Annotated in this window: 20 protein-coding genes and 1 tRNA gene; 6 read left to right on the top strand and 15 right to left on the bottom strand. The window is 71.4% G+C overall.

From position 1 onward, the window contains the following. Positions 1-177: 177 nt before the first annotated feature. The 6 genes from QRT05_RS07010 to QRT05_RS06985 form a co-directional block, all read right to left on the bottom strand. On the bottom strand, positions 178-606 hold the full coding sequence (locus tag QRT05_RS07010) for a VOC family protein (RefSeq protein WP_289446328.1): 429 nt from the start codon (positions 604-606) through the stop codon (positions 178-180). Between the two features lie 99 nt (positions 607-705). Next, the gene (gene uvrB, locus QRT05_RS07005; protein ID WP_289446327.1) at positions 706-2,811 is read right to left on the bottom strand and encodes an excinuclease ABC subunit UvrB; all 2,106 of its coding nucleotides are present in this window, start codon (positions 2,809-2,811) and stop codon (positions 706-708) included. A gap of 43 nt (positions 2,812-2,854) precedes the next feature. Then, positions 2,855-3,262 (bottom strand): hypothetical protein, encoded by a 408-nt coding sequence (locus QRT05_RS07000; protein ID WP_289446326.1) that lies wholly within the window; start codon positions 3,260-3,262, stop codon positions 2,855-2,857. 144 nt (positions 3,263-3,406) lie between these two features. Further along, on the bottom strand, positions 3,407-4,036 hold the full coding sequence (gene coaE, locus QRT05_RS06995) for a dephospho-CoA kinase (RefSeq protein ID WP_289446325.1): 630 nt from the start codon (positions 4,034-4,036) through the stop codon (positions 3,407-3,409). 128 nt (positions 4,037-4,164) lie between these two features. Next, positions 4,165-5,661, bottom strand: coding sequence for a 30S ribosomal protein S1 (rpsA, locus tag QRT05_RS06990; protein ID WP_289446324.1), 1,497 nt, complete (start codon positions 5,659-5,661; stop codon positions 4,165-4,167). 193 nt (positions 5,662-5,854) lie between these two features. Next, positions 5,855-6,880, bottom strand: coding sequence for a 6-phosphofructokinase (locus QRT05_RS06985; protein WP_289446323.1), 1,026 nt, complete (start codon positions 6,878-6,880; stop codon positions 5,855-5,857). Positions 6,881-7,011: 131 nt separating this feature from the next. On the opposite strand from QRT05_RS06985, the gene QRT05_RS06980 reads away from it, so the two are divergent. Beyond that, positions 7,012-7,830 carry a class I SAM-dependent methyltransferase gene (locus tag QRT05_RS06980; RefSeq protein WP_289446321.1) on the top strand — a complete coding sequence of 273 codons (819 nt, stop codon included), beginning with the start codon at positions 7,012-7,014 and terminating at the stop codon, positions 7,828-7,830. A 24-nt stretch (positions 7,831-7,854) separates the two neighbouring features. On the opposite strand, the gene QRT05_RS06975 is transcribed toward QRT05_RS06980, so the two are convergent. From QRT05_RS06975 to polA, 3 genes are all read right to left on the bottom strand, one after another. Continuing rightward, positions 7,855-9,486 (bottom strand): solute symporter family protein, encoded by a 1,632-nt coding sequence (locus QRT05_RS06975; protein ID WP_289447375.1) that lies wholly within the window; start codon positions 9,484-9,486, stop codon positions 7,855-7,857. Positions 9,487-9,503: 17 nt separating this feature from the next. Further along, positions 9,504-9,857: a DUF485 domain-containing protein gene (locus QRT05_RS06970; RefSeq protein ID WP_289446320.1), complete on the bottom strand. Its 354-nt coding sequence runs from the start codon at positions 9,855-9,857 to the stop codon at positions 9,504-9,506. Between the two features lie 134 nt (positions 9,858-9,991). Further along, complete coding sequence (gene polA, locus QRT05_RS06965; protein WP_289446319.1) at positions 9,992-12,721, bottom strand: DNA polymerase I; 2,730 nt, start codon at positions 12,719-12,721, stop codon at positions 9,992-9,994. Between polA and QRT05_RS06960 the strand changes: the two genes are divergently transcribed. Further along, positions 12,720-13,133, top strand: a complete 414-nt coding sequence (locus tag QRT05_RS06960; protein WP_289446318.1) for a PaaI family thioesterase — start codon at positions 12,720-12,722, stop codon at positions 13,131-13,133. The genes polA and QRT05_RS06960 overlap by 2 nt on opposite strands. Here the strand turns inward: QRT05_RS06960 and QRT05_RS06955 are convergent. Beyond that, the gene (locus tag QRT05_RS06955; RefSeq protein ID WP_289446317.1) at positions 13,049-13,732 is read right to left on the bottom strand and encodes a GNAT family N-acetyltransferase; all 684 of its coding nucleotides are present in this window, start codon (positions 13,730-13,732) and stop codon (positions 13,049-13,051) included. The two genes, QRT05_RS06960 and QRT05_RS06955, sit on opposite strands and share 85 nt — an antisense overlap. Positions 13,733-13,938: 206 nt before the next feature. Between QRT05_RS06955 and QRT05_RS06950 the strand changes: the two genes are divergently transcribed. Next, positions 13,939-14,706 (top strand): endonuclease/exonuclease/phosphatase family protein, encoded by a 768-nt coding sequence (locus tag QRT05_RS06950; protein ID WP_289446316.1) that lies wholly within the window; start codon positions 13,939-13,941, stop codon positions 14,704-14,706. Between the two features lie 12 nt (positions 14,707-14,718). Here QRT05_RS06950 and QRT05_RS06945 read toward each other — a convergent pair whose 3' ends face one another. Then, positions 14,719-15,396 (bottom strand): ANTAR domain-containing response regulator, encoded by a 678-nt coding sequence (locus tag QRT05_RS06945; protein WP_407650315.1) that lies wholly within the window; start codon positions 15,394-15,396, stop codon positions 14,719-14,721. A gap of 100 nt (positions 15,397-15,496) precedes the next feature. Here QRT05_RS06945 and QRT05_RS06940 point away from each other — a divergent pair. Then, positions 15,497-15,570 (top strand) — tRNA-Leu (locus QRT05_RS06940). Positions 15,571-15,627: 57 nt separating this feature from the next. Here QRT05_RS06940 and QRT05_RS06935 read toward each other — a convergent pair. The 3 genes from QRT05_RS06935 to QRT05_RS06925 all read right to left on the bottom strand — a co-directional run bounded on the left by QRT05_RS06935 (position 15,628) and on the right by QRT05_RS06925 (position 18,637). Continuing rightward, positions 15,628-16,659, bottom strand: a complete 1,032-nt coding sequence (locus tag QRT05_RS06935) for an aldo/keto reductase (RefSeq protein WP_289446314.1) — start codon at positions 16,657-16,659, stop codon at positions 15,628-15,630. A 77-nt stretch (positions 16,660-16,736) separates the two neighbouring features. Continuing rightward, positions 16,737-18,113 (bottom strand): GntP family permease, encoded by a 1,377-nt coding sequence (locus tag QRT05_RS06930; protein WP_289446312.1) that lies wholly within the window; start codon positions 18,111-18,113, stop codon positions 16,737-16,739. Next, complete coding sequence (locus QRT05_RS06925) at positions 18,110-18,637, bottom strand: gluconokinase (protein WP_289446311.1); 528 nt, start codon at positions 18,635-18,637, stop codon at positions 18,110-18,112. Before QRT05_RS06925 ends, QRT05_RS06930 begins: the two co-directional genes overlap by 4 nt. Before the next feature lie 142 nt (positions 18,638-18,779). Here QRT05_RS06925 and QRT05_RS06920 point away from each other — a divergent pair, with 142 nt between their 5' ends. Beyond that, a complete protein-coding gene (locus tag QRT05_RS06920; protein WP_289446310.1) occupies positions 18,780-19,670 on the top strand; it encodes a phenylalanine 4-monooxygenase in 891 nt (296 codons plus the stop codon). Between the two features lie 3 nt (positions 19,671-19,673). Here QRT05_RS06920 and QRT05_RS06915 read toward each other — a convergent pair whose 3' ends face one another. Then, positions 19,674-21,581 carry an FAD-binding monooxygenase gene (locus QRT05_RS06915; RefSeq protein ID WP_289446308.1) on the bottom strand — a complete coding sequence of 636 codons (1,908 nt, stop codon included), beginning with the start codon at positions 21,579-21,581 and terminating at the stop codon, positions 19,674-19,676. Between the two features lie 100 nt (positions 21,582-21,681). Here QRT05_RS06915 and QRT05_RS06910 point away from each other — a divergent pair, with 100 nt between their 5' ends. Next, a complete protein-coding gene (locus QRT05_RS06910; protein WP_289447373.1) occupies positions 21,682-23,328 on the top strand; it encodes a thiamine pyrophosphate-binding protein in 1,647 nt (548 codons plus the stop codon). Positions 23,329-23,371 lie beyond the last annotated feature (43 nt).

Below are 23,371 nucleotides of genomic sequence, written 5' to 3'. Positions count from 1 at the left end.
CCCACCGTGCGACATGTCGCCGGCCGAACGTTCCGGGACCTCGCCGTTGAGACCCGTGCTGACGGAACGTTCACTTGTGGGGTACTCCCCTTCAACACGCCAGACCCTACGTGACGAATCGCCCGCTGTCGCTGGTCCCCGCGTGTCGCGTACTCGGGCGTGTCGCGGATCGGCGGCCTACTGGACGCAGAACTCGTTGCCCTCGGGGTCGAGCATGACGATCCAGAACCCGCCGTTCTCCTCCATCTCGCGCACCCTCGTCGCACCGAGGGCCTCGAGCTCGGCGGCCCGCACCCGGACGGCCGCGGGGCGCTCCTCGCGCGGGAGCGCCGCGGCAGCGTTCACGTCGAGGTGCACGCGATTCTTGGCGCTCTTCGCCTCGGGCACCTTCTGGAACCACAGCCGCGGCCCCACACCGTCGGGGTCCACCACGGCGTAGGCGGAGTCACGCTGGTCGAGCGGCACGCCCATGGCGTCGAGCGCCTCCTCCCAGGTGGCGAAGCCCGGCGGTGGCGCGTCCTCGACGTACCCGAGCGCCTGGGCCCAGAACGCCCCCAGCGTCGGGGGGTGCGCTGCATCGAACGTGACCTGGATCGGGACGCCCATCATGTCTCACCTTTCGTCGCGGGACTGGCTCGTGGTCCATCGCGGCGGCTCACGGCGGGACGCCGCCGCCCGCACGTCGCTTCCTGCGCTCCCGCAGCGTCAGGCCGTCGCGGCCTGCATCTGCCGGAGCTCCTTCTTCATCCCCGAGATCTCGTCGCGGAGCCGGGCTGCGAGCTCGAACTGCAGCTCACCGGCCGCGGCGTGCATCTGGTCGGTCAGGTCCTGGATGAGGCCCGCGAGCTCACCGGCCGCCGCGCCGGTCAGGCGCGTGCGCTCGTCGCGCGGCGCGCCCTTGGAGCCGAAGCCCGGGACCGGCGCCTTGCCGCGGCTGGCCTGACGGCCGGCGCCTCCCAGCAGCTCGGCGGTGTCCGCGTCCTCGCGTGCGAGCAGGTCGGTGATGTCGCCGATCTTCTTGCGCAGCGGCGTGGGGTCGATGCCGTTCTCGAGGTTGTACGCGATCTGCTTCTCGCGCCGGCGGTCGGTCTCCTCGATCGCGAGGGCCATGGCGGGCGTCACCTTGTCGGCGTACATGTGCACCTGGCCGGAGACGTTACGGGCCGCGCGCCCGATCGTCTGGATCAGCGACTTCCCGGAGCGCAGGAAGCCCTCCTTGTCGGCGTCGAGGATGGCCACGAGCGACACCTCGGGCAGGTCGAGGCCCTCACGCAGCAGGTTGATGCCGACCAGCACGTCGTACTCGCCCATGCGCAGCTCGCGCAGGAGCTCCACCCGGCGGAGGGTGTCGACCTCGGAGTGCAGGTAGCGCACGCGCACACCCTTCTCCAGGAAGTAGTCGGTGAGGTCCTCGGCCATCTTCTTGGTCAGCGTGGTGACCAGGACGCGCTCGTCCTTCGCGACCCGCTCGTTGATCTCGCCGAGCAGGTCGTCGATCTGGCCCTTGGTCGGCTTGATGATGACCTCGGGGTCCACGAGCCCGGTGGGACGGATGATCTGCTCGACCACCCCGTCCGCCATGGACAGCTCGTAGTCGCCGGGCGTGGCCGACAGGTAGACGGTCTGGCCGATCCGCTCGACGAACTCCTCCCACCGCAGGGGGCGGTTGTCGGTGGCGCTCGGGAGCCGGAAGCCGTGGTCCACGAGCGCGCGCTTGCGCGACATGTCGCCCTCGAACATCGCGCCGATCTGCGGGACCGTGACGTGCGACTCGTCGATGACGAGCAGGAAGTCCTCGGGGAAGTAGTCGATGAGCGTGTTGGGGGCCGAGCCCGCCGCGCGCCCGTCGATGTGGCGCGAGTAGTTCTCGATCCCCGAGCACGACCCGATCTGGCGCATCATCTCGATGTCGTACGTGGTCCGCATGCGCAGCCGCTGCGCCTCCAGCAGCTTGTTCTGGCGCTCGAGCTCGGCGAGCCGGCTCTCGAGCTCGGCCTCGATCCCCCCGATGGCGCGCTCCATGCGCTCGGGGCCGGCGACGTAGTGCGTGGCCGGGAAGATGTGCATCTGCTGCTCGCTCCGGACCACGTCGCCGGTCAGCGGGTGCAGCGTCGCGATCGCCTCGATCTCGTCCCCGAAGAACTCGATCCGGATGGCGAGCTCCTCGTACATCGGGATGATCTCGACGGTGTCCCCCCGCACGCGGAACGTCCCGCGCGTGAACGCCATGTCGTTGCGGGTGTACTGCATCTGCACGAAGCGGCGCAACAGCTGGTCGCGGTCGAGCTGGTCGCCCACGCTGAGGGTGACCATGCGGTCGACGTACTCCTGCGGGGTGCCGAGGCCGTAGATGCACGACACCGACGCGACCACCACCACGTCCCGACGCGTGAGCAGCGAGCTGGTCGCCGAGTGCCGCAGCCGCTCGACCTCGTCGTTGATGGACGAGTCCTTCTCGATGTAGGTGTCCGTCTGCGCGATGTACGCCTCGGGCTGGTAGTAGTCGTAGTACGACACGAAGTACTCGACCGCGTTGTTGGGCAGCAGCTCCCGGAACTCCGTGGCCAGCTGCGCCGCGAGGGTCTTGTTGGGCGCCATCACCAGGGTGGGGCGCTGCACCTGCTCGATCAGCCACGCCGTCGTGGCCGACTTGCCCGTCCCGGTGGCGCCGAGCAGGACCACGTCCTTCTCGCCGGCGCGCAGGCGCTGGGTGAGGTCCGCGATCGCGGTCGGCTGGTCGCCTGACGGGGAGAACTCCGAGACGACCTCGAAAGGTGCCACGGTCCGCTGCAGGTCGGTGACTGGACGCATGCCCTCACCGTACGTGCCGCCACCGACACGTGGCGCGGGAGCGCTACTCCCCGCTGACGAGGGTCACGAGGGCCTGCGGGTCCTCGCTCACGACCTCCGAGACGAACCAGTCCATGTACGCCTCGTAGGCGCTGAAGGCGACGAGCTTGCGCTTGACCGCGGGCATGAGGCTCGAGACGCCGCCCTTCACCTCGAACTTCGAGATCACGGTGCGCGAGTTGGTGCGGCCCAGCGCGCGGTCGATGACCACGTCGAAGCGCATGAGCTCCTTGCCCTCGATGTGGTCCCGCACGGAGAGCTCGACCGAGGCGAGCGAGCGCGACTCGACGCGAACCCGCCCGGCGGGGTCGTCGACGGACGACGCGGCCTTGGCTGCCAGGTCGGCGACTCGGCTGACGGGCAGGCCCGTCCCGACGGACACGGATGCGCGGGTCTGCGCGGGCTTCGGCATGCGGTGCTCCTCAAGCTTCGTGGCCCGCCGAAGGTCCGACGTCCACTGTGACGAACCGCACACTAACCGAGGCTCACCCGTGTGAACCACCAGGGGTCCGGATCATCCGGGTAACGCACCCCCGAATGGGCGAGCGGGACGCGCTCAGGGGGTCTCTGCGGCCACCTCGTCCGCGGACTCCGCCGACAGGCGGCTCCAGAGCTCGTCCACATGCGCGCGCAGCCCGTCGACGCTCCCGGAGCCGTCGAGGACGACGTCGGCCACGGCGAGGCGCTGCTCGTCGGTCGCCTGGGCGGCGATCCGCGCCTCGGCCTCGGCACGGGTCAGGCCGCGGCCCTCGACGAGCCGCCGCGCACGCTCGTCGGCGGGCGCCTGCACCACGACGAGCACGTGGAACGCATCGGCCCGCCCGGTCTCGACGAGCAGGGGGATGTCATGCACGACGATCGCCCCGTGGTCGGCCACCGCGGCGGCCGCCTCACGCTCCGCGGACAGCCTGCGCACGATCGGGTGGACGATCGCGTTGAGCCGCGCGCGCTCCTCGTCGTCGGCGAACACGCGACCCGCGAGAGCGGCGCGGTCCAGGGAACCGTCCTCCGCCAGGACGCCCGGCCCGAACGCCTCGACCACGGCGTCGAGCCCCGCCGACCCGGGTGCCAGCGCCTGCCGCGCGAGGACGTCGGAGTCGATCACCACCGCGCCGAGCTCGGCCAGGCGGGTGGCCACCACGGACTTGCCTGACGCGATCCCGCCGGTGAGCCCGATGCGTTGCATCCGACCATCCTGCCCGAGTCCGCGGCCGACCGCGCCCCCGGTTCCGGCACGTCTCGGCCGAGACGCCGACGGGCCGGCCACCCGAAGGTGACCGGCCCGTCGATACCGGGTCCGTGACCCGGCTGCGATCAGTTGCCCGTGAGCTTCTCGCGCAGAGCGGCGAGCGCCTCGTCGGACGCGAGGGTGCCGGCGGCCTCCTCGGTGGACGACGAGTACGTCGACACGGCAGCGGCAGGAGCCGAGGACGAGGACGAGGCGCCCCCGGTCTCGCCACCGGCGGCAGCGTCGGCGTCAGCCTTGGCGGCCTCGGCGACCTGCTTGCGGTGGGCCTCCCAGCGCTCGTGAGCGGCCGCGTACTGGCCCTCCCACGTCTCACGCTGCGACTCGAAGCCCTCGAGCCACTCGTTGGTGGTCGGGTCGAAGCCCTCGGGGTACTTGTAGTTGCCGGCCTCGTCGTACTCCGCCGCCATGCCGTACAGCGCGGGGTCGAAGTCCTCGCTGGCCGGGTCGAAGCCCTCGTTCGCCTGCTTGAGCGACAGCGAGATGCGGCGACGCTCCAGGTCGATGTCGATGACCTTGACGAAGACGTCGTCGTTGACCTGGACGACCTGCTCCGGGATCTCGACGTGGCGCACGGCCAGCTCCGAGATGTGCACGAGGCCCTCGATGCCGTCCTCGACGCGCACGAACGCGCCGAACGGGACGAGCTTGGTGACCTTGCCCGGGACGACCTGGCCGATGGCGTGCGTGCGGGCGAAGGCCTGCCACGGGTCCTCCTGCGTCGCCTTCAGCGACAGGGAGACACGCTCGCGGTCGAAGTCGACGTCGAGAACCTCGACGGTGACCTCCTGGCCCACCTCGACGACCTCGGACGGGTGGTCGATGTGCTTCCAGGACAGCTCCGAGACGTGCACGAGCCCGTCCACGCCACCCAGGTCCACGAACGCACCGAAGTTCACGATCGACGAGACGACACCGGGGCGCACCTGGCCCTTCTGGAGCGTCTGCAGGAAGGTCGAGCGGACCTCCGACTGCGTCTGCTCGAGCCACGCGCGACGCGACAGGACCACGTTGTTGCGGTTCTTGTCGAGCTCGATGATCTTCGCCTCGATCTCCTTGCCGACGTACGGCTGGAGGTCGCGGACGCGACGCATCTCCACCAGCGACGCGGGCAGGAAGCCACGCAGGCCGATGTCGAGGATGAGGCCGCCCTTGACGACCTCGATGACGGTGCCGGTGACGACGCCGTCCTCCTCCTTGACCTTCTCGATCGTGCCCCAGGCCCGCTCGTACTGCGCGCGCTTCTTGGACAGGATCAGGCGGCCTTCCTTGTCCTCCTTCTGGAGGACGAGGGCCTCGACTGCGTCGCCGACCTTGACAACGTCTCCGGGGTCCACGTCGTGCTTGATGGACAGCTCACGGGACGGGATGACGCCCTCGGTCTTGTAACCGATGTCGAGCAGGACCTCGTCACGGTCGACCTTGACGATGGTGCCCTCGACGATGTCGCCATCGTTGAAGTACTTGATGGTGGCGTCGATCGCGGCGAGGAAGTCCTCGGCCGAGCCGATGTCGTTGATCGCGACCTGCGGGGAGGCGGGCTTCGCGGGGGTGGTGATGCTCATGTAGGGATGGGCTCCGTTGCGGACAGGAAGTTGTTCGGACAGGTTGACGGGCCGACGACTGGTGATCCTGGAAGGAATCGCACCGGACGACCACATGTCAGACTCGCGTGGATTCGACCGGAAGAAGGCGCGCGGCACCGCCGTCTACCCTATCTCCGCCCCGTCGGGCGGGTCAAAGCGGGTCAGCCCGGGCTCAGGCGAGCGCCCGCGCCACCCCCAGCAGGTCCTCGGGCACGTACTTGACCTTCCCGGCGATCTCGGAGAGCGGCACCGTCACGACCGACTCTCCGCGCAGGGCAGTCATGACGCCCGACTCGCCACGGGTGATCGCGTCGATGGCGGCCACGCCGAACCGCGACCCGAGGATCCGGTCGGCAGGTGTCGGCGTGCCACCGCGCTGGATGTGCCCCAGCACGGTGACGCGCGTGTCGAACCCGGTGCGCTGCTCGATCTCGGCCTTGAGCCGCTCGCCGATGGCACCCGCGACGATCTCGCCGAACTTGCCCATCTGCGTCTCGTAGTGCATCGAGGTGCCCTCCGCCGGGACTGCGCCCTCCGCGACGACCACGATGGAGAAGCTCGCGTGCGCGCGGTGCCGGTGCTTGAGGAAGCGCTCGATCTTGTCGATGTCGAACGGCTGCTCGGGCGCCAGGACCAGCTCCGCGCCCCCGGCGATGCCCGAGGTCGCGGCGATCCAGCCGGCGTGGCGGCCCATGACCTCGACGATCATGACCCGGTTGTGGCTCTCGGCCGTGGTGTGGATGCGGTCGATCGCCTCGGTGGCGATGGTCACCGCCGTGTCGAAGCCGATCGACTGGTCCGTCCCCCACACGTCGTTGTCGATCGTCTTGGGGATCGCGACGATGCGGACGCCCGACTCGGCCACCTTGCTGGCGGCGTGCAGCGTGCCGTCGCCCCCGATGCAGATGAGCGCCTCGATGCGCTCGGCCTCAAGGGTCGCGAGGACGGCGTCGAGGCCGCCGTCGTCGGCGTGCGGGTGGAAGCGCGCGGTGCCGAGCAGTGTGCCGCCGACCGGGAGCACGTTCCTGATGAGCTCGCGGGTCAGCGGGACGGAGTGGCCCTCCACCACGCCCTTCCAGCCGTTGCGGAAGCCGATGATCGAATGGCCGTAGTGGCCCTCGCCGTGCTTGACGACGGCACGGATGGCCGCGTTCAGGCCGGGGACGTCGCCGCCGCCGGTGAGCAGTCCGACTCGCACGTTGGGGCACTCCTTCATCGCTGGTCTACGAGGCCGGTGCGCGTCGTCGAGCAACCGTTGCGGCCAGCCTAACCAGCCACGACACGCGTCCGGCATGCCTTCGGTCCCAGGTCGTCGGCCAGACTGGCATCATGCGCGCACCCGAGCCAGAGCCCACGGACAGCGCCGGCTACCTCGACGTGGACCCGCAGGCCGCCTCGGGATCCGGCCGCGCGTGGTGGGACGCCAACGCGACGGAGTACCTCGACGAGCACGGCGCGTTCCTCGGCCCCGCCGACTTCGTCTGGTGCCCGGAGGGCCTGCGCGAGGCCGACGCGGGTCTGCTGGGCGACGTGGCGGGGTCGCGCGTGCTCGAGATCGGCGCGGGTGCCGCGCAGTGCTCGCGGTGGCTCGCCGGGCGCGGCGTGCAGGTCGTCGCGACCGATGTCGCCGAGGGCATGCTGCGGGCCGGGCTCGCGTACGACGAGTCCACGGGGGTGCGCACGCCTGTCGTGGCCGCCGACGCGCGCGCCCTGCCGTTCCCCGACGCGACCTTCGACGTCGCGTTCACTGCCTACGGGGCCATCCCCTTCGTGCCCGACGCCGAGCGCGTGCACCGCGAGGCCGCCCGGGTGCTGCGACCGGGCGGCCGGTGGGTGTTCGCCGTGACCCACCCCGTGCGCTGGGCGTTCCCCGACGACCCGAGCGAGCGGGGCCTGACGGCCACGCGGCCGTACTTCGACCGTCGGCCGTACGCCGAGCTGGGGGCGTCGGGCGCGGTGCTCTACGCCGAGTACCACCGCACGATCGGCGACCACGTGGCCGACGTCGTCGGTGCCGGCCTCGTCATCGACGCGATCGTCGAGCCGGAGTGGCCCGAGGGCCACGACGCCGTCTGGGGCGGCTGGTCGCCGCTGCGCGGCGCGCTGCTGCCGGGCACCGCGATCTTCGTGACGCACGTCCCGGGATGAGCGACCCACCCCGGGACGCCCGCGTCAGTGCGTCACGGCCTTCTCGGAGCCGGCGCCCGTCAGGGAACGGACCTCCATCTCGGCGTACTTCTCCGGGCTGGACTTCCCCTTGCTCAGGTACGTCCCGACGATGCCGAGGATGAACGCGAGCGGGATGGTGATCAGCCCGGGGTTCTCGAGCTCGATGAGGTGGAAGTCCACCGACGTGTCCTTGATCATCGACAGGCTCGCGCCCGTGACCGGGTCGACCTTGCCGGACACGACCGGCGAGAAGGTGATGAGCACCAGGCACGAGATGAGGCCGCCGTACATGCTCCACAGCGCTCCGGACGTGTTGAACCGCTTCCAGAACAGCGAGTAGAGGATGGTCGGCAGGTTGGCGCTGGCCGCGACCGCGAAGGCGAGCGCGACGAGGAACGCCACGTTCTGCCCGTTGGCGAAGATGCCGCCGACGATGGCCAGGATGCCGATCGCGAGCACCGTCACGCGGGCCACCCGCACCTCCCCGTCGGGGTTGATGTGGCCCTTCTTGATGACCGACGCGTAGATGTCGTGCGCGAACGACGTGGCCGCCGTGATGGTGAGGCCGGCGACCACCGCGAGGATCGTCGCGAACGCCACCGCCGAGATCAGACCGAGCAGGATCGTCCCGCCGAGCTCGAAGGCGAGCAGCGGGGCCGCGGAGTTCACGCCTCCCGGTGCCGCCTTGATCGCCTCCGGACCCACCAGCGCTCCGGCGCCGTAGCCGAGCACCAGCGTGAACAGGTAGAAGATGCCGATCAGCCAGATCGCCCACACCACCGAGCGACGCGCCTCCTTGGCGGTCGGCACGGTGTAGAACCGCATCAGCACGTGCGGCAGGCCCGCGGTGCCGAGCACGAGTGCCAGCGCGAGCGACAGGAAGTTCAGCTGGCTCATCGACGTCGCGCCGTACTGCTTGCCCGGCCCGAGCAGCGCCTCGCCGCCCTCACCCGCCTTGTCGACGGCGCCCTGCAGGAGGTCGGACAGGTTGAAGCCGTACTTGGACAGCACCCAGACGGTCATCACGGCGGCGCCGGCGATGAGCAGGATCGCCTTGATGATCTGCACCCAGGTGGTGCCCTTCATGCCGCCCACCAGCACGTACAGGATCATCAGCGCGCCGACGACGGCGATGACGACACCCTGCGCGCCGGTCCCCTCGATGCCGAGGAGCAGCGCGACCAGGCCCCCGGCGCCCGCCATCTGCGCGAGGAGGTAGAAGAAGACGACCGCGAGGGTGGCCAGCGAGGCCGCCATGCGCACGGGCCGCTCCTTGAGCCGGAACGACAGGACGTCCGCCATCGTGAACTTGCCCGTGTTGCGCAGCAGCTCCGCGACGAGCAGCAGCGCCACGAGCCAGGCCACGAGGAAGCCGATGGAGTACAAGAAGCCGTCGTAGCCGTTGATGGCGATCGCGCCGCAGATGCCCAGGAACGACGCCGCCGAGAGGTAGTCGCCGGCGATGGCCGTGCCGTTCTGCGGCCCGGTGAAGGACCGGCCCGCGGCGTAGTAGTCGGCGGCGGTCTTGTTGTTGCGGGACGCCCGGAACACGATCACGAGCGTGATGAGCACGAACACGCCGAAGATGGCGATGTTGACCGCCGGCTCGCCGATCTGCTCGGTCTCGGTGGCCATGGGTGCGACGGCGGCGATCACGCGACACCACCCCCTTGGCCCACGGTGCCTTCCTCGATGTGCAGCCGGAGGCGCTCGGCCACCGCGTCCTGCCGGGTGTTGGCCCAGCGGGCGTAGACCATGGTGATGATGAAGGTGCTGGCGAACTGGCCGAGGCCGAACAGCAGGCCGACGGTGATGTTGCCCCAGACCTTGGTCGCCATGAAGTCGTGCGCGTAGTCGGCGAGCAGGACGTAGACGAAGTACCAGACCAGGAACAGCGCCGTCATCGGGAACACGAAGTTCCGGAAGCGTCGCTTGAGGGCCTGGAACTCGTCGCTGCGTTGGACACGTTGGTAGTCGGTCTCGAGACCGTCGGCGGCTTCGCTCACTGCGCCTCCAAGGTGCAAGGTGGCCCCGTTGCCACCGGCACCAGGGTGTCGCAATTCACCCGATCCGCACGTTGAAACCGTTATCGACACGCCGCGCCGGGCTCGGCCCCGCCGCGGCGCTCCCCGACGAGGACCTAGTGCCCCGCCTCGTGCCAGCTCGCGCCGACCCCGACGCTCACGTCGAGGGGGACCTGCAACGGTCCGCCGGGCACGGCATCGCCCGCCGCCCCCATCTGCTCGCGCAGGAGCGCGTCGACGGCGTCGCGCTCCCCCGGGGCCACCTCGACGACGAGCTCGTCGTGCACCTGGAGCAGCATGCGCGAGGCCAGGCCCTGGCGGCTCAGCTCCGCGTCGACCCCCAGCATCGCGACCTTGATGAGGTCGGCGGCGCTGCCCTGGATGGGGGCGTTGAGTGCCATCCGCTCCGCGACGTCGCGCCGCTGGCGGTTGTCGCTCGTCAGGTCCGGCAGGTACCGCCGCCGACCCAGGAGCGTGGCGGTGTATCCCGTCGCCCGCGCCTCGCCGACCACGCCGGTGAGGTAGTCGCGCACGCCGCCGAACCGCTCGAAGTAGTCCGCCATGAGGGCGGACGCCTCCGAGACCTCGATGGCGAGCTGCTGGGACAGACCGTAGGCCGACAGGCCGTACGCGAGGCCGTAGCTCATCGCCTTGATCTTGGAGCGCTGGGCCGCCGTCACCTCGGTGGTCGGCACGCCGAACACGCGCGAGCCGACGTAGCTGTGCAGGTCTTCGCCGGAACGGAACGCCTCGATCAGGCCCTCGTCGCCGGACAGGTGCGCCATGATCCGCATCTCGATCTGCGAGTAGTCGGCGGTCACCAGCGTCTCGTAGCCCTGGCCGACCACGAAGGCGCGGCGGATCTGGCGGCCGGCCTCGGTGCGGATGGGGATGTTCTGGAGGTTGGGGTCGGCCGACGACAGCCGCCCGGTGGCGGCGATGGTCTGCTGGAAGGTGGTGTGGATCCGGCCGTCGGGAGCGATCGAGCGGAGCAGGCCCTCGACCGTCTGACGCAGCCGGATCGCGTCACGATGCGCGAGCAGGTGCTCGAGGAACGGGTGCTGGGTGCGGGCGAACAGGTCGGTGAGCGCCGCGGCGTCGGTGGTGTAGCCGGTCTTGTTCTTCTTGGTCTTGGGCATGCCCAGCTGGTCGAACAGCACCTCCTGCAGCTGCTTGGGCGAGCCGAGGTTCACCTCACGGCCGATCACCGCGTAGGCCTCCGCGGCCGCCTCGCGCACCGTCGCGTCGAACGACCGCTCCAGGCCGCTCAGGTACTCGGTGTCGATCGCGATGCCCGTGCGCTCCATGCGACCGAGCACGTCCTGCAGGGGCAGCTCGAGATCGGTGAGCAGGTGGGTCAGCCCGCGGTCGCCGACCTCGCCGTCCAGCACGTCGGTGAGGTCACGCACGGCGGCGGCGCGCACGGCGGCACGGCGGCCCTCGTCGGAGCCGTCCAGCTCGAGGTCCAGCGCTCCCTGTCCGCTCGTCGCCGCGTCGTCCTCGCCCAGCTCGCGACGCAGGTAGCCGATGGCGAGGTCGGGCAGGTCGTACGCCCGCCGGTCGGGCTGGCACAGGTACGCGGCGAGCTCGGTGTCGAACACGACCCCCGCCAGCGACAGGCCGCGGCCCGCGAGTGCGTGCCACGCCACCTTGGCGCCGTGGATGCTCTTGGGCGCCTCGGGGTCGGCGAGCCACGCGGCCAAGGCCGTCTCGTCGACGGGAGCGATCTGCTGCAGGTCGAACGCGGCCGCGCGGCCGGCGTCGTCGGCCAACGCGATGCCCCACGCATCGGGCGCGGCGGGCGCACCCGAGCCCCGCACGTCCACCCCCAGGAGCTGACCGGCCCGCTCGCCCAGCCAGTCCGCGAGCTCGCCAGCCTCGAGCTGTGCGACGTCGAGGTGCGCGGCAGCCGCGGTCACGGCGGCGTCCTTCTCCTCGTCGTCCAGCATGGCGAACAGGCGGTCGCGCAGGGTCCGGAACTCGAGCTCGTCGAGGATCGCGTGCAGCGCCGGGCGGTCCCAGGGGCGCGCCGCCAGGTCCTCGGGGCCGAGCGGGAGGTCGAGGTCCGTCACCAGCGCGTTCAGGCGCCGGTTGAGGGCCACCTGCTCGAGGTTCTCGCGCAGCGCCTCCCCCGCCTTGCCGGGCACCATGCCGGCGTGGGCGAGCACGCCCTCCAGCCCGTCGTACTGCGCGATCCACTTGGCCGCCGTCTTGGGCCCCACCCCCGGGATGCCGGGCAGGTTGTCGCTGGACTCGCCGACGAGCGCCGCGAGGTCCGGGTACCGGGCCGGGCTGACCCCGTACTTCGCCTCCACCGCCTCCGGCGTCATGCGGGCGAGCTCCGAGACGCCCCTGACCGGGTAGAGCACGGTGACGTCCGGCGTGACGAGCTGGAACGAGTCCCGGTCGCCCGAGCAGATCAGCACCTGCATGCCCTGGGCCTCCGCGCGTCCCGCGAGCGTGGCGAGGATGTCGTCGGCCTCGAACCGCTCCTTGGTGAGCACCGGGATGTGCATGGTGTCGAGCACGCGACGGATCACGTCGACCTGGCCCTTGAACGGCGCCGGGGTCGCGTCGCGGTTGCCCTTGTAGGACTCGTACTCCTCGGTGCGGAACGTGGTGCGACCCAGGTCGAACGCGACCGCCACGTGCGTGGGAGCCTCGTCCCGCAGCAGGTTGGCGAGCATCGACACGAACCCGAAGACCGCGTTGGTCGGCTCGCCCGTCGAGGTCGCGAACTTGTCGACCGGCAGGGCGAAGAAGGCCCGGTACGCCATCGAGTGTCCGTCGATGAGAAGAAGTCGGGCTGGCTGTGCGTCGCTCACGGGTGCCAACCTATCTGCCATGACCGACACGACCGGCGCCCAGACGCCGCTGCCCGAGATCGCCGGCACCCTGCTCGAACGCATGGGCATCGAGATCACCGAGGCCACCGCGCGGAGGGCGGTCGGGACCATGCCGGTCGCGGGCAACACCCAGCCTTACGGCCTGCTGCACGGCGGCGCGTCGGCGGTGCTCGCCGAGACGCTCGGCTCCTACGCCGCGCAGCAGCACGCCGGGGCGAGCCGCGCGGCCGTGGGCATCGAGCTCAGCTGCACGCACCACCGCTCGGCGCGCGAGGGTCTGGTGACCGGCACGGCGACCGCCCTGCACCTGGGCCGCACCCTGGCGACCTACCAGGTGGTGGTCGACGACGCCGACGGGCGACGCATCTGCACGGCGCGGTTGACCTGCATGCTGATCGACGCCGTCGCCTGATCGCCCGCTGCGGAGGCGGCGCGACCCTCGCGCGCCTGACGGCGTCGGGCGATGAGGTCCTCCAGGCCGCGCGGCGAGGGGCGGCGTCCCGCCGCGGCGGGCGCACCCTCGTGCGCGAGCCGGCGCTGCAGGGCCGAGGTGGCGACGACGCGGTGGGCGGCGGCCGGCGCGAAGCCGAGCCGCGCCAGGAACCGCTGCATGCCGCGCGAGCCCGGCAGGGGCGTCGCGTACACGTCGGCGGCGCCGGCCTCGTCGGCCTGCTGCGTGGCGGCGGACAGCAGCATGTGCCCGAGGCCGCGTCGGCGAGCGTCCGGGACGACGTACACGGCCTCGAGGTTCAGGCTGACCACGTCGGTGAAGAGGCTGGGACCGACCAGGCGCGCCAGGAGCATGCCCGCCGGCACGCCGTCCACGGTGCCCATCAGGGCCAGACCGCCGGGTACGGCCAGGAGCGCACCGAGCTGGTCGCGCAGGCGCTCCGCGTCGTCCGTGCACAGCTGGGCCCCGACCGCCGACTCGGCGCGCGCGGCGAGGCACAGCTCGACGAGCGAGTCGAGGTCCTCGGGTCGAGCGGCACTGACGTGAACTCCGGGGCGCACGGGCAGCCTCCAGACGGGACGGGGGGGATCCGGTCGGGGTGACACCGCCGCTGCCCTCGATGGCGTCCCGCCGATCATGGCCCAACACCGGCGCCTTGCCTAGACCTTCCAGCCGGTCAGGTGACCAATCCCACAGAAAAGTTGGACATCTGACCGGAAAGCGGTCGTCCCGCGCGCCGACGACGCTCTCCGGGCACAATCGCGGCATGCGCGTGGCGACCTACAACGTCCTGCACGGCCGCTCGCTCGTGGACGGCAGGGTGGACGTCGACCGGTTCGCCACCGCGGTGCGCGCTCTGGACGCCGACGTCGTGGCCCTGCAGGAGGTGGACCGCGGGCAGTCCCGCTCACGACGGGCCGACCTGGCCACGGTGGCGGCCGAAGCCATGGGCGGCGACGTCCGGTTCGTCGCCACGATGCATGGCCTCCCCGGCCTGTGGCGGACGGCCCACGACGACCTGCGCACGTCCCGGCCGGCGTACGGCGTGGCGCTCGTGTCCCGGCTGCCCGTGACCTCCTGGAGCACCGTGCGGCTTCCCCGGCGCCCCGGTATCGCCTGGGTCGGGTCGGGGCGCGTGCGCCGGCCCGTCCGCGACGAGCCCCGCGCGGCGGTCACGGCGGTCGTCGAGACGCCGGACGGTCCGATCACCGTCGTCGGGACGCACCTCAGCTGGCTTCCCGACTGGCACTCGCGCCAGCTCACCTCGCTGCTCGAGGCTACCGAAGGTCTCCCCCGGCCGTTCGTGCTGATGGGCGACCTCAACATGACGCCCGCTCAGGTCGGTGCGGCCTCGACGCTCCGTGCCCTCGCGACCGAGCCGACCTACCCCGTGGGGACGCCGACGCGCCAGATCGACCACATCCTCGGCGACGGCGACGTGCGCGCCACCGGGCCCGCGACCTCGATCGACACCGGCCTGTCGGACCACCGGGCACTCGTCGTCGACGTGGTCCCGGGCCGGGCCGAGGGCTAGCTCAGCCCTGGATCAGGACGCGCCGCCGCCGACCTGCTCGATGACCGCGTCGGCCACCTCGCGCATGGTCAGGCGCCGGTCCATCGACGTCTTCTGGATCCAGCGGAACGACTCCGGCTCCGACAGGCCCATCTTCGACATGAGCAGACCCTTGGCCCGGTCCACGCGCTTGCGGGTCTCGAACCGGTCGGCCATGTCGGCGACCTCGGCCTCGAGCGCCGTGATCTGCGCGTACCGCGAGATCGCGATCTCGACGGCGGGCAGCAGGTCCGCCGGGCTGAAGGGCTTGACGACGTACGCCATGGCGCCGGCGTCGCGCGCCCGCTCGACGAGCTCGGTCTGGGAGAAGGCCGTCAGCAGGACGACGGGCGCGAGGTGCGCCTTGCCGATGCGCTCGGCGGCCGAGATGCCGTCCAGGACGGGCATCTTCACGTCCATCACGACGATGTCGGGCTTGAGCTCGGTGGCCAGCGCGACCGCCTGCTCGCCGTCGCCCGCCTCGCCGACCACGTCGTAGCCGGCGTCGCGCAGCGTCTCGACGACGTCCATGCGGATGAGCGCCTCGTCCTCGACCACGAGGGCACGACGCTTCGGGCGGTCGGCGGGGACCACCTCGGGCTCGATGGCCTCACCGGCCGTGGTGATGTCGATGGCATCGGTGGCGGTGGCGTCGTCCTTGGTCACGTGCACAGCGTAACGGTGCCCTACCAGGCCGGCGCAGCACATTGCGCTGTGAGCGGAGACACGTGCCGGTCCGCGCCTGCGCCGCGGCCAACTATGCTTTCCGCTGGCCCCGATAGCCCAACCGGCAGAGGCGTTCGGCTCAAACCCGATCCAGTGTGGGTTCGAATCCCACTCGGGGCACCGTGACCTGTCCGTGGTGACTCACGACGACGTCACCACCGTCCTCCCCCACCCTGCTCAGCGGCCCCCCGTCAACGCGCGATGCCGCTGCGCGACGCCGGCCACGCCGTAGGGGTAGTCGTCGACGACCGGCGCGCTCACCTCCGTGAGCCGGTCCAGCTCGTCGGCCGTCAGCTCCAGGTCGGCGGCGCCCATGTTGTCGACGAGCTGGTCGACGGTGCGCGCGCCGAGGATGACCGAGGTGACCGCCGGTCGGCTGCCGAGCCACGCGAGCGCCACCTGGGACATCGTGACGCCGCGGGCCTCCGCGACCTCGCGCACCTTGTCGACCACGCGCCAGGTCCTGTCCTGCGCGTTGCGCGCCTCCCACGCCTCCATGCCACGGGCGGGGTTCTCGCCCAGGCGCGTCGCCCCCTGCGGCGGGACGTCGCGCTGGTACTTGCCCGTGAGCCACCCGCCACCCAGCGGGGACCACGGCAGGAGGCCGAGCCCGGCGTCGAGCGAGGCGGGCACGACCTCGTGCTCGATGTCCCGGACCAGCAGGTTGTACTGCGGCTGGAGCGTGACCGGGGCGGCCCATCCCTGGGCCCGGGCCACGTGCACCGCCTTGGTCAGCTGCCAGCCCAGGTAGTTCGAGAAGCCGTAGTACGAGATCTTCCCCGCCCGCACCGCGTCGTCCAGGAACCGCAACGTCTCTTCCAGCGGAGTGAGCGCGTCCCAGGCGTGCAGCTGGTACAGGTCGATGTGGTCGACGCCGAGGCGCCGCAACGACGCGTCGAGCGCGTCACGCAGGTGGCGACGGGACAGGCCTGCGTCGTTCGGACCCTCGCCCATCGGGAAGCGACCCTTGGTCGCCACGACCAGCCGCGCCGCCTCGGTGGGATGGGCCGCGAGCCACCGGCCGATGATCTCCTCCGACGCGCCGGCCGAGTAGACGTCCGCGGTGTCGACGAAGGTGCCGCCGTGCTCGACGAAGGCCGTGAGGATGTCACCGGACGTGGCCTCGTCGGCCTCCGACCCGAACGTCATCGTGCCCAGGCACTGTGCCGAGACGACGGTGCCGCTCGTTCCGAGGGTGCGGTACTGCATGGACGACCTCCTGCTGCGACGTGGACCTGGACCTCTCCGAGGACATCACGGCCCGCCGGCAGCCGCCACCGCCCGCGTCACACCACGAGCCCGAGCAGCAGCACGAAGACCAGCGCGGTGACCGACAGCACCGTCTCCATCAGCGACCACGTCTTGAACGTCTGGCCGACGGTCATCCGGAAGTACTCCTTGACCAGCCAGAACCCGGCGTCGTTGACGTGGCTGAGGAACACCGAGCCGGCGCCGATCGCGAGCACCAGCAGCGCGACGTGCGTGTCGGTGAGGTCGCCCGCGAGCGGGGCCATGATGCCCGCGGCGGTGATGGTCGCCACCGTGGCGGAACCCGTGGCGAGCCGGATCAGCACGGCGACGAGCCACCCGGCCAGGAGCGTGGGGATGGCCGCGTCGGTGATCCCCTTGGCGATGACGTCGCCGACCCCGGAGTCGACGAGCGTCTGCTTGAAGCCGCCGCCCGCGGCCACGATGAGCAGGATGCCGGCGATGGGCGCGAAGGCGGAGTCGACCAGCTTGCTCACCTGCGCCCGCGTGCTGCCCAGGGCCGTCCCGAGCACGACGATCGCCACCAGCGTCGTGATGAGGAGCGCCACCAGAGGAGTGCCCACGAACACCAGCGACTTGCCGAGCGTGCTCTCGTCGGCCCCGACGGACTCGACGACGGTACGCATCAGCATGAGCACCACGGGCAGCAGCACAACCATGAGCGCGATGGCGAACCGGGGCCGCCTAGCGTCCTCGTCCTGCCGCGCCTCCCCGAGGAACGCGTCCGGGGGCGGCAGCTTGACCCAGCGCGTCAACGGCTTGGCGAGCAGCGGGCCGGAGATGATCACGGTCGGGATCGCGACCAGCAGGCCGAGGCCGAGGGTCAGCCCGAGGTCGGCACCCAGCGCGTCGATCGCGATGAGCGGACCCGGGTGCGGAGGCACCAGGCCGTGCAGGGCCGACAGGCCCGCCAGCGCGGGGATGCCGAGCGCGATCATCGACAACTTCGACCGCCGTGCCACGAGCATGACGATCGGGACCAGCAGCACCACGCCGACTTCGAAGAACAGCGGGATCCCGATGACGAACGCGATCAGCGCCATGGCCCACGGCAGCCGCTGGACCGGCGTCTTCGCGAGGATCGTGTCGACGATCGCATCCGCACCGCCGCTGTCGATCAGGAGCTTTCCGATGATCGCGCCGAGCGCGATGAGCAGCCCGACGCCCGCGACCGTCGTGCCGACCCCTTCGACGAAGCTCGTGAACGCATCGGCGTACCCGATGCCGGCCAGGACCGCGAGGATGCCGGATCCGAGGGTCAGTGCGAGGAACGGGTGCAGCTTGAGCCCGACGATCAGAGCCACGATCACCAAGATCCCGATCACCGCGGCCACGATCAGGCGGGTGTCGCTGACGCCTGCGGCGGCTTCGGCGGCGAGGGCGTGGACGGTCATGAGTGCTCCTTCGTCGGCGTCAGGTGCAGGGCCGCCACGGCCCGGTCGGCGACGTCCTCCGGCGGGGTCTCGACCGAGATCGTCACCCCGTCCTCGGCGTCGGTCAGCGGCTCGAGGGTGTCGAGCTGGGACGCGAGCAGGGACGTCGGCATGAAGTGACCGGTGCGGTGCTCCATCCGCTCCTCGAGGAGAGGGGCCGGCGCCTGAAGGTGCAGGAACCGCACGCGGCCCTCCGCCTCGCGCAGCAGGTCGCGGTAGGCGACCTTGAGCGCCGAGCACGTCACCACAGCGCTCTCGCCGGCTCGGCTCCGCTCGGTCAGCCAGTCGCGGATCGCGCGCAGCCACGGCCAGCGGTCCTCGTCCGTGAGCGCCGCGCCCGACGACATCTTGGCGATGTTCTCCGGCGGGTGGAACTCGTCGGCCTCCGCGTACGGACGGTCCAGCCGCTCCGCGAGGATGCGTGCGACGGTCGTCTTGCCGGACCCGGCGACCCCCATCACGACGATGTGGACGCTCTCGCTCATCTGGCCGTCCCCCTGCCGTCCGCGTGGCTCCGTTGCTCTGCACCGACCCTGGCACGGTGACGAGCCGCCCGCTCGCCCGGGCCTGCTGGCGCGCCCTCTCGGGGGGATGCGTGGCCGAACGATGTGGCGTAGAACGGATCGCATGTTCGAAGAGGGACAGCTGTACGCCCCCGTCACCGCAGACGAGGACGGCCGGGCCACGGTGCACCTCGCCGACGACCACCCGGGAGCGAAGGACGACGACTACCGCCGTCGCCGCAACGAGATCGCCGGACCCGCGCTCGACTGGCGACCCGGTGACCCCGTGCCCCGCGTGCAGTACACGGACTCCGAGGACGAGATCTGGCGCACCGTGTGCCGCGAGCTCGCGCCCAAGCACGAGCGCCTCGCCATCCGCGGCTACCTCGAGGGCAAGGAGGCCCTCGCGCTGCCGAGCGACCACGTGCCCCAGCTCGACGAGGTCAGCGCGGGGCTGGGCCCGATCAGCGGGTTCCAGCTCTACCCCGCCGCGGGGTTGGTCCCGCTGGACGTGTTCTACGGCTCGCTCGCGGACGGCGTCTTCCATTCGACCCAGTACCTGCGTCACCCGTCGCAGCCGCTGTACACGCCAGAGCCGGACATCCTCCACGAGGTGGTGGGGCACTGCAACCTGCTCGCCAACCCGGCGATCGCTGAGGTCAAGCGCCGGGCGGGCGAGGCCGCGCGTCGCTGCGAGACGCCCGAGGGGCTGCAGTACGTGGCCGATGTCTTCTGGTTCACCATCGAGTTCGGCGTCATGTACGAGCACGGCGAGCTGCGCGCCTACGGCGCCGGCCTGCTGTCGTCCTTCGGCGAGATCGAGGAGTTCCGCGGGGCCGACATCCGGCCGGTCGACTTCGACCAGATGGCGACGCTGGCGTACGACATCAGCCACTACCAGCCGATCCTGTTCGCCTGCGACGGGATGAGCGAGCTCACGGACCGGGTGGCCGGGTTCTTCGCCGAGTTCGACGACGAGACCGCCGCCCGCCTGCCCCGCAACGCCGGCGTCTGACGCTCAGCCGACCGGTTGCCGGTCGCGCACCAGCAGGTGCCCGCGGAAGAACGCGGCGAGCTCCTCCGTCGCGGCCAGCGGCAGCACGGCGGCGACGTACTGGTCGGGCCGCACGAGGACCACGCACCCGCCGCGGTCGATGCCGCGCAGCGCGAAGATGTCGGCCGTGGGGTCGACGGCGAACACCTTCTCGTAGTCGACGAGCCGCAGGGGCCCGGTGCGCGGGAGGAAGAGCGACGGGACCGCCGACAGCTCGACGTCCGTGTGCCGCTGCTGGTAGACGACCTTGACGTCCAGGACCGCGTCGACGTCCGCGCCCTCGGGCGTGTGCGCCCGCACCGGGGAGTCGGGCGAGGACGCCATCCAGTCGGCCCAATCCGCGAGCGCGGTGCCCGGCCCGGCGGGCGCGCCGTCCGCGAAGGCGTACACGCGCCAGCGCCCGTCGGCGCGGTGCTGGTGGCCGAGGTGGAGCGGGTTGGCGTCCGCGACCCGGACCACCGGCGCGGACTTGAACCGCCTGCCCACCGGGAAGCCCGTCGCCAGCGCCTGGTGCACGGGCTCGGCGACCAGCATCGACGGCGAGTACTGCGTCATGAAGCCGAACAGGAACTCGGTGGTCCGCACGTAGAAGTCGGCCAGCTCGGCGGGGTCCTCGAACTCGTCGGGCTTCTTGGCCATGAGGGACGACCACTGCCGGTCGAAGTCGATCAGGTCCTGCGCGATGACCTGTCGCTCGGCGGAGTACGTCGAGAGCAGGCTCTCCGGGCTCCGGCCGGACAGGACGTAGCCGAGCTTCCAGCCCAGGTTGAGGCCGTCCTGCATGGACACGTTCATGCCCTGGCCCGCCTTGGCGCTGTGGGTGTGGCACGCGTCGCCGGCGATGAACACGCGCGGCGTGCGCTCGCCTGCCTGGTCGGTGGGGACGTCGTCGAAGCGGTCGGTGATCCGGTGGCCCACCTCGTACACGCTGTGCCAGGTCACCTCCTTCACGTCGAGCGTGTAGGGGTGCAGGATCTCGTTCGCGCGCGCGACGATCTGCGCGATCGTCGTGCTCCGCACCGCGCCGTGACCCTCGGGCTGCACCTCGCCGAGGTCCACGTACATGCGGAAGAGGTGGCCGCCCTCGCGCGGAATGAGCAGGATGCTGCCGCCGGAGCCGGACTGGATTGCGCACTTGCGGCGGATGTCCGGGAAGTCGGTCACGGCGAGCACGTCCATGACTCCCCACGCGTGGGCGGCGGACACCCCGACGGGCGTGCACCCGATGGCGCGCCGCACCCCGCTGTGCGCGCCGTCCGCGCCCAGCACGTACCGGGCCCGCACCACCTTCTCGCTGCCGGCGTCGTCGCCCGACGACCGGACCAGGTGCACCGTGACGGGGTGCTCGCCGCTCGGGGCGATCTCGAGGTCGCGGAACTCGTAGCCGTAGTCGGGGGTCATCCGGGTGGGCGAATTCGCCATGAACTCGGCGAAGTAGTCGAGCACGCGCGCCTGGTTGACGTAGAGGTGCGGAAACTCGCTGATGCCCGTGGGGTCGTCAGGCGTGCGCTCGCCGCGCACGATCCGGGCCGGGTCCGCGGGGTCCGGGTGCCAGAAGCACACCTCCATCACGCGGTACGACTCCTCCGCGATCCGTCCCGCGAAGCCGAACGCGGCGAAGGTCTCGACGCTGCGGGGCTGGATCCCGTCGGCCTGGCCGATCTCCAGGCGCCCTGGCCGGCGGTCCACGATCCGCGTGGTCACGTCGGGGAACTGCGAGAGCTGCGCGGCGGCGATCATGCCCGCGGGGCCGGTCCCCACGACGAGCACGTCGACCTCGTCGGGCAGCTCGTCCGGCCGGTCGAGCCCGACGCCTGCGACCGGCTGGATGCGGGGGTCGCCCGAGACATAGCCCTGGTGGTGGAACTGCATGGAGCCTGCTCCCCTGACGCCGATGTCGAGGCTGACGGATCGTATATTATCCTCCCGAGCCGCGACGACGCCGCTCGACCCGGCCCGGGAGGCCCTGCACATGCCGTCGGTTTCCGCGCACGTCGCCATCACGCTGGCCGCCCACGTCGACCACGTGTTCGGTGTCATGGGGAACGGCAACGCGTACTTCCTCGACGCACTGACCTGCCAGACCGCGGCCGAGTTCGTCCCGGTGCGGCACGAGGCGGGCGCGGTCGTCGCCGCCGACGCCTTCCATCGCACGTCGGGCCGGCTCGCCGCGGCGACCACCACGTACGGCGCCGGCTTCACCAACACCCTGACCGCGCTGGCCGAGGCCGTCCAGGCGCACGTGCCGCTCGTCCTGGTAGTCGGGGACGAGCCCACCTCCGGCCCGCGCCCGTGGGACGTCGACCAGATCGCCATGGCGTCCGCCGTCGGCGCACGCACCTACACGGTGGGCCACGCGGACGCGGCGGCGACCACCGTGATCGCGGTCGAGCACGCGTTGACGTACCGGGTGCCGACGGTGCTGGCCATCCCCTACGACGTCGCCACGCTCGACACCGGACCGGTCCCGCACACCCCGGCTCCGCGCCTCCCCCAGCCGCTGGCCGTCCGTGGTGACTTCGCCGACGGCGTGGTGCGTGAGATCGCCGCGGCCCTCGCACGTGCCGAGCGCCCCGTCCTCCTCGCAGGACGCGGAGCGTGGGTGGCCGGTGCGGGCGACACGCTGGGCGCGATCGCCGACGCCACCGGCGCCCTGACCACCACGACGGCGCTCGGTCGCGGCATCTTCCCCCGCACGGAGTTCGACCTCGGGGTCGCGGGCGGGTTCGGCGCGGAGGCGGCGATGGCGCTCGTCCGCCAGGCCGACGTGGCTCTCGTCGTCGGCGCCTCCCTCAACCAGTTCACGATGAGGTTCGGTGACCTGTTCGCGGCGGGAACCACCGTCTTCCAGGTCGACGTCGGCCCCGCGGCGACGCACCCGCACGTGGGCGGCTACGTGCGCGGGGACGCCGGCGTCGTGGCCGACGCCATCCTTCGTGCGCTGCCCGACGCGGCACCGAGCGGCTGGCGGGAGAGCGTGGACGTGCGCGCCGCGCTGCGTCGTGATCGCGGGAACGGCACCGCGGCGGACGGTCGCATGGACCCGCGCTCGGCGGCCGCCCGCCTCGCCGAGCTGCTCCCCGAGGACAGGGTGGTCGTCTCCGACGGTGGGCACTTCCTGGGCTGGTCCAACATGTACTGGCCCGTGGCAGCGCCCGATCGCATCGCGCTGGTGGGCACCGCCTTCCAGGCGATCGGCCTCGGGTTCCCCAGCGTGGTCGGGGCGGCGCTCGCGCGGCCCACGGCCACCGTGGTGCTGACCACGGGCGACGGTGGCGGGCTCATGGCGCTGTCCGACCTCGAGTCGGCCGTCCGGGTGGCGGCCGGCCGCGGGATCGCCGTGGTGTGGAACGACGGCGTGTACGGCGCCGAGATGCACCTGTACGGGCGCAAGGGGCTGGCGACCGAGCCGATGCTCATCCCCGACGTCGACTTCGCCGGCGTCGCCACCGCGCTCGGTGCCCAGGGTGAGACGGTCCGGACCGTGGCCGACCTCGACATGGTCGCGGAGTGGGGCGCCCGACCCGTGGCCGAGCGCCCGTTCCTCCTCCTGGACCTGCGGATCTCCGGCTCGGTGGTCGCACCGTTCTGGGAGGAGATCTCGCGCGCGAGCGGCTGACCGGGATGCTCAGCGTCGTCGGGCCCGGCTCAAAGGGATATCC

Source organism: Cellulomonas edaphi (assembly GCF_030362815.1).
GTDB classification, from domain to species: Bacteria; Actinomycetota; Actinomycetes; order Actinomycetales; family Cellulomonadaceae; genus Cellulomonas; species Cellulomonas edaphi.
The sequence above is the reverse complement of the archived record's forward strand: the minus strand, read 5'-3'. Positions and strand labels throughout refer to the sequence as shown.